At 38.8% G+C, this 12,756-nt stretch carries 12 protein-coding genes; all 12 read right to left on the reverse strand.

The annotated features are described in order from the left end of the window. Window positions 1–220: 220 nt before the first annotated feature. Window positions 221–421, reverse strand: a complete 201-nt coding sequence (locus V6670_RS13930; protein ID WP_338651434.1) for a hypothetical protein — start codon at window positions 419–421, stop codon at window positions 221–223. 432 nt (window positions 422–853) lie between these two features. Further along, the gene (spo0A, locus tag V6670_RS13935; protein ID WP_016993890.1) at window positions 854–1,645 is read right to left on the reverse strand and encodes a sporulation transcription factor Spo0A; all 792 of its coding nucleotides are present in this window, start codon (window positions 1,643–1,645) and stop codon (window positions 854–856) included. 370 nt (window positions 1,646–2,015) lie between these two features. Beyond that, window positions 2,016–2,963 carry a SpoIVB peptidase S55 domain-containing protein gene (locus tag V6670_RS13940; protein ID WP_141903608.1) on the reverse strand — a complete coding sequence of 316 codons (948 nt, stop codon included), beginning with the start codon at window positions 2,961–2,963 and terminating at the stop codon, window positions 2,016–2,018. A 123-nt stretch (window positions 2,964–3,086) separates the two neighbouring features. Continuing rightward, on the reverse strand, window positions 3,087–4,778 hold the full coding sequence (gene recN / locus V6670_RS13945) for a DNA repair protein RecN (protein ID WP_338651435.1): 1,692 nt from the start codon (window positions 4,776–4,778) through the stop codon (window positions 3,087–3,089). A gap of 33 nt (window positions 4,779–4,811) precedes the next feature. Beyond that, a complete protein-coding gene (gene argR / locus V6670_RS13950; protein ID WP_004231170.1) occupies window positions 4,812–5,261 on the reverse strand; it encodes a transcriptional regulator ArgR in 450 nt (149 codons plus the stop codon). 100 nt (window positions 5,262–5,361) lie between these two features. After that, window positions 5,362–6,180, reverse strand: coding sequence for a TlyA family RNA methyltransferase (locus tag V6670_RS13955; protein ID WP_141903606.1), 819 nt, complete (start codon window positions 6,178–6,180; stop codon window positions 5,362–5,364). Further along, window positions 6,180–8,081, reverse strand: coding sequence for a 1-deoxy-D-xylulose-5-phosphate synthase (gene dxs / locus V6670_RS13960; RefSeq protein ID WP_141903605.1), 1,902 nt, complete (start codon window positions 8,079–8,081; stop codon window positions 6,180–6,182). The genes V6670_RS13955 and dxs overlap by 1 nt, the downstream gene beginning before the upstream one ends. Window positions 8,082–8,244: 163 nt before the next feature. Then, the gene (locus V6670_RS13965) at window positions 8,245–9,126 is read right to left on the reverse strand and encodes a polyprenyl synthetase family protein (protein WP_141903604.1); all 882 of its coding nucleotides are present in this window, start codon (window positions 9,124–9,126) and stop codon (window positions 8,245–8,247) included. Between the two features lie 3 nt (window positions 9,127–9,129). Beyond that, window positions 9,130–9,363, reverse strand: a complete 234-nt coding sequence (gene xseB / locus V6670_RS13970; protein ID WP_008179899.1) for an exodeoxyribonuclease VII small subunit — start codon at window positions 9,361–9,363, stop codon at window positions 9,130–9,132. Next, a complete protein-coding gene (gene xseA / locus V6670_RS13975) occupies window positions 9,360–10,718 on the reverse strand; it encodes an exodeoxyribonuclease VII large subunit (RefSeq protein WP_338651436.1) in 1,359 nt (452 codons plus the stop codon). Before xseA ends, xseB begins: the two co-directional genes overlap by 4 nt. Before the next feature lie 231 nt (window positions 10,719–10,949). Next, window positions 10,950–11,765 (reverse strand): undecaprenyl-diphosphate phosphatase, encoded by an 816-nt coding sequence (locus V6670_RS13980; RefSeq protein WP_141903602.1) that lies wholly within the window; start codon window positions 11,763–11,765, stop codon window positions 10,950–10,952. Between the two features lie 132 nt (window positions 11,766–11,897). Beyond that, window positions 11,898–12,752 carry a bifunctional methylenetetrahydrofolate dehydrogenase/methenyltetrahydrofolate cyclohydrolase FolD gene (gene folD, locus V6670_RS13985; protein ID WP_141903601.1) on the reverse strand — a complete coding sequence of 285 codons (855 nt, stop codon included), beginning with the start codon at window positions 12,750–12,752 and terminating at the stop codon, window positions 11,898–11,900. Between the last annotated feature and the right edge of the window lie 4 nt (window positions 12,753–12,756).

Consider the following 12,756-nt stretch of genomic DNA (forward strand, 5'->3'; position numbering starts at 1 on the left):
TAAACCATTAATATATCCAACAATATTTTATTTTTTTAAAAATAAATTAGTTATTTAACACTATTTTTTTGCTTGTTTTTGTGTTTTTTTATTATAATTGATGATATTTTCTAAGTTATTCCATTAGATTAGATTGAATAATCGTATTCCTAGAACAGGTAGTAAGGGGTTGCATTGCACTTAATCATAGTGCAATTTAGTTCTTTTATACTACACTTTTTTAATTTTTCAATAGGTTATCAATACATATTTGGCTATTTTCAATATAGTAAGTGGAACCAATTTGTTTCAATTGCTCACGATTCATATAATTCATACTTATTTTACCATCTAATGCGACACGTACCTCAAATAAATTTTCCTCTATTTGTGTGATTTCTAGTGAATTCATTCCATCCAGTTGGAAATTTACAGTTTTCATTTTGAACACCTACTTTATAATTACTTCTCAATAAATGAATGCAATAAAAAAATACCCCAAACGGACGGGGTAGAAAAAATAAACTATTACCAAGCAGTATAACCAAAGTCATAAGCAAAATCTACTGTTGTCTTATTTGCCTATATTTTTATTTGATGTTTATGAAGAGGTGTAGCATTATCTTTTGCTTTTTTGCTGAAATTAAGGCTTAAGGTAACAAAGTTTAAGTACAAGAGGGTACATTTTATAGAAAATAAACCAAGGCTCTTTTGCGGAACAATCCAACATATAACGGTCCATTTCGATTATAAGAAACATAAAAATACGCCTTTCTAAACAGTGGTTAAACTGTCTAAAAAAGGCGTTATAAAAAAATACGCAGTATAATTGCTATAATCAGTTTTTCTGTCAATGTCCGCTAAGACTAGGCGTTTAGCTAGCCATCATATCAATGCGGATTTTGTCTGCGATCATGGCAATGAATTCACTATTTGTTGGTTTGGATTTTAAGTGATGCACAGTGTAGCCAAACATCGACGAAATGGATTCATAATTGCCACGATTCCACGCAACCTCAATGGCATGTCGGATGGCACGTTCCACGCGAGATGGTGTCGTATTGAATTTTTTCGCGATTTCTGGATATAAAATTTTTGTCACAGATCCTAGTAGCTCAATATCCTCAAATACCATTTGAATGGCTTCACGTAAATAAGAATACCCTTTAATATGTGCAGGTACACCGATTTCTTTAATGATGGCCGTAATCGTACTGTCTAATTGATGCTGATTTAATTTTTGAGGTACTGTCGGTTGTAACACGCTTGTCTTTTTCGGAAGTGTCGCCTTCTGTCCAGCACAATGTAGAATTTTTTGTACCAATTGATCGAATTCAAATGGTTTTAGCATGAAATAGGAAGCCCCTAAATCGACCGCTTGTTTCATGACATCTTCCTGGCCAAAAGCTGTTAGCATAATGACTTGGATAGATGACATTTTCTCATTTTGATACATGGATTCTAATACAGCTAAACCGTCAAGATGAGGCATTATTATATCTAGAAGTAAAATATCTGGTGTGAATTCCTCAAGCATTTGTAGACAAACTTTCCCATTTGAAGCAGTTGCAATAATTTCTATTTCGGCATGTCCTTGAAAATACTGCTCCATTGTTTTTAATAACTCACGATTATCATCTGCAATCGCTACTTTTACCTTTGTCATTTCAATTCCTCCTTCTGGACTTGCTTTGAACACCTCAAAGCGTTAACCTAACCCCTAAATGCCGTTTTTGGCACACTGTGGAATTTTCGACATTTTTGTTTTAAAAACCTTTTCTATTTCCAAAAATGAGTATGTAGTCCGATACTTTCTTTTTATATCGACAAGTTACGCTAAATAGCTGCAACCTGTCGAATGCTCTTATTACTTATTTTAGATAAAAAATGTAGATAAAACTACAGTTTTTTTAAATATCATGACTCCTTCAGGAAATTATCAGAAATACTTGTTGAAAAGGTAAAAATCCGCGTAGCTTCCTGCGGCTCTTGCTATGCTCACGGAAAAAAGCGGATTTTTACCATTCATCATTTTTTTAGGAAGATCTTCTTAACATTTCTGCTACAGTTAGTGCTGCTCCTTTTTTCGGCTCCTCAACAAACATATGTGTCACAGCACCGACAAAACGTCCGTCTTGAATGATAGGACTGCCACTCATTCCCTGCAAAATACCACCTGTTTTTTCGATGAGCTTTTTGTCAGATACTAAAAATTCAAGGCGTTCATTTTCAACTTTTGTAATTTCAATCGTAAAGGATTCCACCTTACTGCCTTCAATGGCTGTATAGATTTCAGCTTTCCCAGCTTTTATATCTTTTTCTTGCATAATTTCTATGGCTTTGGGCAATCTTTGTTGATAACCCTCTTCCCAACGGCCAAAAATACCATAAATAGTATTTTTATCTATACTGCCTAGTCGTTCTTGGTGCTTTTCAATGGAGGAAATTTTATAGCCTGGTTGACCCGGTGTGCTTTTACGAATTTGTTGGATGGAAGCTAAAAATATGGAGCCTGCTTTAAAAACAGGGGCTTCTTGTAGGGTTGAATCGACAATTTGATGACCTAGTGCACCGTAATTTTTTGTCTCTGGATCAATATAAGTCAGTGTTCCTACTCCATCTGTTTCATCTTTTAAAAAGGAAATGACATGCTCTGCTTCTTGGTCTTGTAACTCCAGTGTAATTTGTTGGCCTCCACTATTGATCGTCCATTTCTGTTGGCCATCCTTTGCCACAGCTTGTTTGGCATCAGCAAGAGATTTTACTGGGATATCATTTATTTTTTCAATCACAGCACCTCCCTTCATCCACTGATTGGAAGCTAACAGTACATCATGTGCTACAAATACATGTGATAATTGAAGTTGAATTCCAATCGCTTCGCCCATTGGTATAAGCTTTTTGGCGGCAAAAGCTTGTATAGGCAACACTAACAAAAAGATGAGCATAGGCAAAATGACTAATTGACGCCAATGACGATTCATACGACACCTCCTTTTCATTTTTGTCTTTTTACTATGTGTTGTTGTGCCATTCTTATAAGCGGTAAATATTTGTGCAAAATGAAAAAAGCCAGAAACAGCAGACACTGTTCCTGGCATAAAAATTTAACGCATCTGTTTTTTTCGTTCATCCGCCATTTTTAAAAGTTCCGTTGCATGCTGTAATGTTAAGGCGGTAATCTCTGTTCCAGACATCATGCGACTTACTTCTTCAATTCGAGCATCTTGATCAATCTCTGATAAAGATGTAAATGTTCGATCATGCTCCACTTCTTTTTTTATAAAGTAATGATGGTCAGCCATAGCAGCAACCTGCGGTAAATGTGAAATACATAAAACTTGAGAATTAACGGAAATCGCGGCTATTTTTTCTGCAATGGCTTGCGCCACACGGCCACTGACACCCGTATCAACCTCATCAAAAATAATGGATGTAATGCCATTAGAAGAGGAAAAAATGGTTTTTAATGCAAGCATCATGCGCGATAATTCTCCGCCTGATGCAATTTTTGGTAAAGACTTCGGTGGTTCTCCAACGTTTGTAGAGATATAGAAAATGATCTGATCTTTCCCGTTAGCATCAAAATATGGTAATTCATCGAAATTGACAATAAATTTTGCTTTTTCCATATGTAATTCACGTAACTCTGCCATAATTGCTTCACTTAATTGCTGGGCGGCAGCTTTACGTACAGTTGAAAGTTCACTCGCCAGCTCACTGAGCACAGCTTCCATTTCTAACACACGTCGTTCTTTCACCTGCAATATTTCATCACGATTCAACAGCTCATTTAACTCTGTTTTAATTTTTTCGTAATACGCTAAAATTTCTTCCACTGTTGAACCATATTTGCGCTTTAAATTTTGCAATAACGCTAAACGTTGCTCAACCTCATTTAAACGAGCTGGATCAAATTCTAATTCATCTAACACATTTTTGACCTGATAGGCTGCATCCTGCAAGGCATAAAACGCAGTTGTCACCGCTTCAGAAGCTTCTTTAAATTGTTCGTCAACTGTTGCAGCATCTTCTAGCGCGCCCATAGCAGAACCAATCCAATCGAGTCCTTTCGATTCGCCTTGAATCGCCTCATAGGCTGCACTAGAGCGTTCAAAAATTTTATTGAAGTTCATAAGACGGCGACGTTCATCTAGGAGCTCGTCTTCCTCACCTAGCTTTAAATTGGCTTCCTCTAGCTCTTTTATTTGAAATTGATACAAATCAATCCGTTGGGCCATCAATTGTTCGTCGATGGATATGGAGGCTAAGTCTTTTTTGAGTAAACGGTATTCCTCATAGTGAGTACTATACGTTTTTTGAATAGGTGACAGCTCTTCCTCTGCAAACTGATCAAGCAAATTAATATGCTGTTTTTCATCCATCAACTCTTGATTTTCATGTTGACCATGAATATCAATGAGACTTGCCCCAATATCTCTTAAAACGGATAAGGGCACAAGCTTTCCATTTACACGGCAAATACTTTTACCAGAATCATTTAAATCACGGCGTAAAATAACGGTATCTTCTTCTATTTCAATGCCTGCTTCTTCTAATTTTTTCAGAACAGGATGAATGGAACTCGAAATTTGAAATAAGCCACCCAATTCTGCCTTTCTTGCGCCATGACGAATAAATTCAGTATTACCTCGTCCCCCCGCAAGTAAATGCACAGCATCAATGATAATGGATTTTCCAGCACCCGTTTCCCCTGTGAGTACAGTTAAGCCTTCTGAAAAACTCACTGTCAAATCCTCAATGATAGCAAAGTTTCGAATACTAAGCTCTCTTAACACAAATTGTCACCTCTGAATCAAATTCCCCATTTTTTAAAGCATGTCTAATAAGCGATTTTTTGTATTTTCACGCTCATTTTCATTTCGACAAATAATTAAAATGGTATCATCTCCAGAAATTGTACCTAAAATTTCTGGCCAATCTAGATGGTCAAGTAAAGATGCAATCGCATTTGCATTCCCTGGGAGAGCTTTCATCACTAAAAAGTGAGATGCGCCATCAATACTTACAAATGCATCTGCTAATGCACGATGTAATTTTTGGACTGGGTTGAAACGCTGATCTGCGGGCAGACTATATTTATAGCGACCATCCTGTAACGGTACTTTTACTAAATGTAACTCTTTTATATCGCGTGATACCGTAGCTTGTGTCACATTATAGCCTGCTTCTTTTAAAAAATCGACTAAATCATCTTGTGTTTCAATTTCATGATTGGCGATAATATCCCGAATCCGTATATGTCGTTGTCCTTTATTCAACGAAATCACCTCTTATAAATAATAGTATATGTGTATAATCACCCTACCATTTTCAACAAAAAAGCACAAGAAAAAACACGGCTCAATAAGCGAGCACGTGTTATTTTAAAGAATTATGCGCTTCTTCAACGAGTGCATTAAAAGCTGTATATGCAGGGATGACTTCTTCTCCAATAGGATTCACTAAATGGAATAAAAATTCAATATTTCCTTCCCCACCTGTAATCGGAGAGAAAGAGGCATCCTTCACGACAAAGCCAAGTGTTGTCGCCATAGCAGCAGTCTTTTCTAATACTTCTAAATGTACTTTTTTATCACGAACAATCCCTTTTTTACCAACCTTATCTTTCCCCGCTTCAAACTGAGGTTTCACCAATGCCATAACATCACCACCTGGCAGCAATAACGTTTTTAAGACCGGTAAAATCAGTGACAACGAGATAAAACTAACATCGATTGTGGCAAAAGCAGGTAAGCCTTCTGATAAATCGGCTGCCGTGGTATAGCGAAAATTCGTTTTTTCCATAACCGTGACACGTTCATCCGAGCGAATTTTCCACGCTAATTGGTTCGAGCCAACATCCAGTGCATAGCAATGTCTTGCACCATGTTGTAAAGCACAATCTGTAAAGCCGCCTGTAGAGGAGCCAATGTCAAGCATTAGCTTCCCTTCTACAGACATATCAAAAATTTGCAGGGCCTTTTCTAGCTTCAGACCACCACGACTTACATATTTTAAATCAGAGCCCTTTACTTGTAGCGGTGCATCGACGGCAATTTTCTCGCCTGCCTTATCAATACGTATTTCATTCGAAAAAACAAGTCCTGCCATAATGGAACGTTTTGCTTTTTCTCGTGTTTCACATAATCCACGCTCTACAAGTAAAATATCTACTCGTTCTTTTGGTTGTTTTGTCATTATTTATTCAAACCTACTTGCTGTTTTTGTTGAAGTAATACATGCATACGTGCAACCGTATCCTCTGCAGTCATATGAATTTCTGCAAGAAGCTGATCGACGTTACCATGCTCGATATATTGATCTGGAATTCCCATACGATCAATGAGCGCATTTAAATAACCATGGTCGTGAGCAAATTCTAATACACCACTACCGAACCCACCTTGTAGAACTGCTTCTTCAATCGTTAAAATCGGTTTATGATCGGCTAATATACGGTGCAGCATATTTTCATCCATCGGTTTGATAAAGCGAGCATTGACTACTTCAATGTCGATCCCTTGCTGTGCTAACATGTCAGCCGCTGCCATTGCCATTGGAATCGTTGTTCCAAATGTCAAAATTGATGCGTCTTTCCCATCACGCAATACTTCCCAGCTACCAATCGGTAATGCGACAAGCTCATCATCTAGTGGCACACCTATACCGTTTCCTCGTGGGTAACGAAGAGCAATCGGTCCACCATCATAATCAATCGCTGTTTTCACCATATGCTGCCCTTCATTTTCATCCTTTGGCATCATAATCGTCATGTTTGGAATATGACGAAGGAAGGCAATATCAAATACACCTTGATGTGTTTCTCCATCTGCTCCCACTAAGCCAGCACGATCAATACCAATAAAGACATTTAAATTTGGGCGAGCAATATCATGCAATACTTGGTCATAGGCACGTTGCAGGAATGTAGAATAAATTGCTAAAAATGGCTTCATCTTCTGTGTGGCTAGACCTGCTGCCATTGTTGCTGCATGTTGTTCAGCAATTCCTACATCAAAGAAACGATTTGGGAAGTCTTTTTGAATGCCTTGTAGCTTGGAGCCAACAGGCATAGCGGGTGTAATGGTCACCACACGCTTATCCTCATGAGCAATTTTACGTACCGTCTCAGCAACTAAACTACTCCAAGCTGGCCCCTTGGCCTCAGACTTTACAAAGGCACCGTTTTCAATTTTATACGGACCTGTCCCATGCCAATTGCCAATAGTATCGTCCTCAGCAGGTTTATAGCCTTTACCTTTTTTCGTAATCACATGAAGAAGGACTGGGCCTTTCACTTTTTTCGCATAGGATAAAGTCGTTTCAAGAGCCTCGAAATCATGTCCATCAATCGGACCAAGATATTTAAAACCTAGCTCCTCAAAAAACACTCCAGATACCACTAAATATTTTAAGCTGTCCTTCAAACGTTCAGCTGTAGAAGCAAGCTTACCACCTAATACAGGAATTTTATTAATGAGTGATTCTAGCTCTTCTTTCGCTTTGGAGTACTCCTTGGCTGTACGCAAACGACCTAAAACACTGTGTAAAGCACCAACATTTGGTGCAATCGACATTTCATTATCATTTAGTATGACAATCATATTCGTTTTCGCATGCCCAATATGATTTAAAGCCTCCAGTGCCATACCACCAGTTAAAGCGCCATCACCAATGATCGGGATAACATAGCTTTGTTCTTTTTTTATATCACGTGCTGCTGCCATACCCATGGCTGCTGATAAGGAAGTCGAGCTATGACCTGTTTCCCATTCATCATGTTCACTCTCCACGCGCTTTGGAAATCCACAAAGCCCTTTGAACTGACGCAGGGTGTCAAATTGACTCGCACGACCTGTTAAAATTTTATGCACGTAAGCTTGGTGGCCAACATCCCACAAAAACTTATCTTTTGGACTGTCAAACATTTTATGCAGCATTATCGTTAGTTCAACTACGCCTAAATTCGGCCCGATATGCCCGCCTGTGACAGAACATTTTTCGATTAAGAAGGTACGAATTTCTTGAGCAAGTTGCTCAAGCTCCTTCCTATTTAAGTTTTTTAAAAAGGATGGACTAGTTATTTTATTTAAATCCACCTTTCTCACACACCTTTTCAATAAAATATTCACCGCAATTGTGTTTCCACCATTATAACAGTGTTATCAATATGCTAAAAGTACGAACACTCCATTGTTTGCATATTGCAAACGTTCCCACCTATTCTAGCATATTCTTTTCCTTCAACGCCTTAATTTTCTCTTAGTTTTTACGATGAACAATATACGCAGCAAAGTCACGTAACAAGCTGACATCTATTGGTAATTGATCAAGTGCATTAATGGCATGTTGATAATGCTCAGCAAGCTTTTCTTTTGCTCCCTCTAACGTTAATAGTGCTGGGTAGGTGCTTTTATCACTAGCTACATCTTTCCCAGCTGTTTTTCCTAGTTCTTCTGTCGTTCCTTCAATATCTAAAATATCGTCTTGAATTTGGAAAGCAAGACCGATATGATGCGCATATTCCTTCAAAGTAGCACGGTCCTGCGCTGATACATCTGCTAATACAGCTCCCGCTTCAATACTAAAGCGCAATAAAGCACCTGTTTTATTAACATGGACCTGTTCCAGTTCAGCTAAATTCAACTGACGTTGCTCCCCTTCCATATCAAGTACTTGACCACCAACCATGCCTTCTGCGCCTGCTGCTACGCTAAGCAATTGGACAAGTTCAATGCGTTTTTCAGCAGACACTTCCATACGCGCTAAAATGCCAAATGCCAGTGTATTTAAAGCATCTCCAGCTAGCGTAGCCAGTGCTTCTCCATACACCTTATGATTTGTTGGCTTGCCTCTTCTGAAATCATCATTATCCATGCTCGGTAAATCATCATGAATTAATGAATATGTGTGAATGATTTCAATCACAGAACCGACAATCAAACCGTCCTGTAGATTTTTACGGTAAAGCTCAAGCACAGCTAAGACAAAAAGTGGACGAATACGTTTACCGCCTGCCTTTAATGAATAAAGCATAGATTCCTTTAAATCCGCTGGTGCATCAATTTTTTCAACAAGTGCATACATGGTTTCTTCAATTTGTGGTATATTGCTTTCGATAAAGTACTTTAATGGCTCATTCATTTCCTAATTCTCTCCCTTTAGTGGATCAAATGCTGTTGTTTCACCAGTTTCTTGGACAATCGATACAAGCTGCTCTTCAGCATGTTGCAGCTTACTATGGCAAAACTTTGATAGCTCCATTCCTTGCTTGTATAAATCAATCGCATTTTCCAATGGCACATCGCCTTGCTCTAGCTGGCGAACGATTTCTTCTAATGCCGTCATGGCTTCTGCAAACGTTTGTTGTTTTTCTGTCACAACGATTCCCCCTCATTCTTTGGCAAGATATTCGTCACTTCAGCCACTACCTTTCCATCATGGAAAGTGAGCGTAAGCTGATCCTGCTTTTGCACCTCAGTGGATGATTTAATCATTTGCTGATCTTTATATGCTACTGTAAAGCCTCTTGTTAGAATGGATAGTGGATTTAAAGCTTCTAATGTTCTAACTGTTGCCTCGAATTGTTGCTGCTGCTTCGCCACATAATACGTCGTAGCACGAGATAATTGTTGGATGCGTGCTTCAAGCTCCCGCTGATGGAAGACCAGTGCTTTTTTTGGTGAATGTTGCTCCACCGTACTATGTAATTGTTGAAGCTGGGCGCCTTTCTTCATCAAATCCACCTGCATCGCTGTCTGCAATCCGGACTCAAGCTGTGCTAATCTTTCCGTAAAAGGTCGATAAAGTCTTTCGGGCATGGACAATGGATAAGACTGTTGGAGCTTATTTAGACGTTGACGTTCAGCCATAAGTTGCGACCTAACCATCTGATGAAGTTGTGATTTTTGCGAAAGCACACGTTGAAATAATTCCGCTTGATCTGGTACAGCCATTTCAGCGGCTGCTGTTGGTGTAGGTGCACGTAAATCAGCGACATAATCAGCAATTGTCGTATCTGTTTCGTGACCGACTGCACTAATAATAGGGATTCGACTGTCGAAAATAGCCCGTGCGACTATTTCTTCGTTAAATGCCCATAGATCCTCGATTGAACCTCCCCCTCGTCCGACTATCAACACGTCACAGCTTGCCTCCTGATTAGCACGTTGAAGATTTTGCACAATATTCGGGGCTGCTTGTGCTCCTTGAACGAGTGTTGGATAAATTAAAATCTCAGCCAGAGGGTATCGTCTCTTTAACGTCGTACAAATATCTCGAATGGCAGCACCGGTTGTCGATGTTAACACACCAATTTTTTCAGGAAACTTTGGAATCGGCTGCTTCCACTCTGGTTTAAAAAGCCCTTCTTTTTGCAATTGCTCTTTTAATTGATTAAAGGCTACAAATAAGCTTCCAATGCCGTCAGGTTGCATTTCCTGCACATAGAGCTGATAGGTTCCATAGCCTTCGTAAACGTTTACATCACCGCGAATAAATACTTGCATACCTTCTTTTGGCTCAAACGCTAACTTCGCGGCCGCTGTTTTAAACATCGTAGCCGCTATTCGGGCACCATCGTCCTTTAATGTAAAGTAAATATGACCTGATTGATGAATTTTAACATTCGATAATTCACCCTTTACATATACTTCGCGTAAATGTGGATCGGCATCAAATTTTCGTTTAATATATTTTGTTAACGCTTTTACAGTTAAATAAGAAGCAGAGGACATGTTTTCGGCTCCTTTACTAAAATCAAGTTTTTCACAAAACTACACCTATCATAACATTTTTTACAGTCGTTGACGTGTCAAAATGCAGTTTCGCTAGAAAAAACGACGATGTTTCCTCTATCGAAAAATAACTATAACACATTCCTACACGTTCTCACTATTAGAAACTGTGTATTGTGATACATTACAAAACAAAGTCCCATAACAAGAGACGTTATGAGACTTTATATTTTAATAGAATAGTAATAAAAGGGTCCCTACAATAAAGCAATAGTACGTAAAATAGCTAAGTTTACCACTCTTCATAATGCCCATAAACCAACGCATCGCAAAATAAGTCATAATGAGTGTTGCCAGGAAAGTAGCTGCATAGGGCAATGCTAATGTACCTTTATTCGGCTCGTCTAAAAAATCTGTAATTCCTAGGACAACACCGCCCAAACTCACAGGAATATAAAGCATAAAGGAGAAACGTAAAGCTGTATCCTGCTTCATCCCTACAGCTATAGCTGCAATAATTGTTGCTCCAGAACGGCTAATGCCTGGCGTTAAAGCAACCGCTTGCCCCAATCCTACAATAATGGCATCCTTTGCACGTAAATCTGCATCTTTTTTCTTACCGCGCATATTACGTATTAACCATAATGCAGTCCCTGTGACAAATAACATGAGCGCAATCGTCGTCATACTGACATTATCAGCTATGACATCGCTTAATAACACCCCTAAAACGCCAGCAGGGATTGAACCAATGACGATATACAAAGCAAAACGAAAATCTGCATGATACCGCTTTTCACGTGTCTTCAGATAAAGAAAAAAATGAGTAATAAGCCGAGCAATATCCTCACGATAAATATACATAATAGCGAGTAACGAAGCTGTATTTGTTAAAATGGCAAATGTAAAACCTTGCTCTCCAAGTCCAAGCATTTCACTGGCAATCATCACATGCCCACTCGACGATACAGGAATGGGTTCTGTGAAACCTTGGACAAGACCAATGATGATATGTTTGACAATTAACACAATATCGATATTTTCCATAAAAACCTCCTTCTAAGTATGTATGTCCCAAACGTTACATTAGACGTCAAAAATAGCATAAAAGTTCTGTATTTACGCCACAAAAAAAGCCATCTCAAAACAATGTTGAGATGCCTTTTTTCGTAAGGTTATTTATTGTGTAAGCTTATTTTCAGCTGCTTGCACTGTGTTGAATAGTAACATGGTGATGGTCATTGGGCCTACGCCGCCTGGTACAGGAGTAATATGAGACGCAATTCCATCCACCTCTGCAAAGTTTACGTCGCCGCATAATTTATTGTTGTCATCGCGATTAATCCCTACATCAATGACAACAGCCCCTTCTTTTACATGCTCTTTCGTAATAAAGTTCGCACGTCCAACAGCGGCAATTAAAATATCTGCTTGTTTTGTAAATGAAGGCAAATCTGGCGTTTTAGAATGCGTATAGGTCACCGTTGCATCCTTTTGCAATAATAGTTGTCCCATTGGTTTACCAACGATATGACTACGTCCTACGATGACTGCATGTTTTCCAGCGATTTCAATTCCTGAATACTCAAGAAGCTTCATCACGCCAAACGGTGTACAAGGTAAAAATGTTTCTTGGCCAAGCATCATTTTCCCAACACTGACAGGTGAGAAACCGTCGACATCTTTCTCGACAGCTATCGTCGCAATGACTGTATCCTCATCAATATGTTTTGGGAGTGGTAATTGTACTAAAATACCGTGAATATCCTCACGTTGATTTAAACGTTGAATTTGTGCTAATAATTCCTCTTGCGTTGTTTCTTCTGGTAATTTAATGAGTTCTGAGAACATACCAATTGCTTCACAAGATTTTTGTTTATTTCTCACATATGTAGCTGAAGCTTGGTTGTCTCCAACTAATACAACCGCTAAACCAGGTGTTAACCCTCGTTCTTTTAAACGAATGACACGCTCCGCCACAGCATTACGAATTTCTTGACCAATCTCTTTACCATTAATAATTGCACTTGACATAAAC

The organism is Lysinibacillus sp. Y5S-8, assembly GCF_036894365.1.
Classification (GTDB): domain Bacteria; phylum Bacillota; class Bacilli; order Bacillales_A; family Planococcaceae; genus Lysinibacillus; species Lysinibacillus fusiformis_D.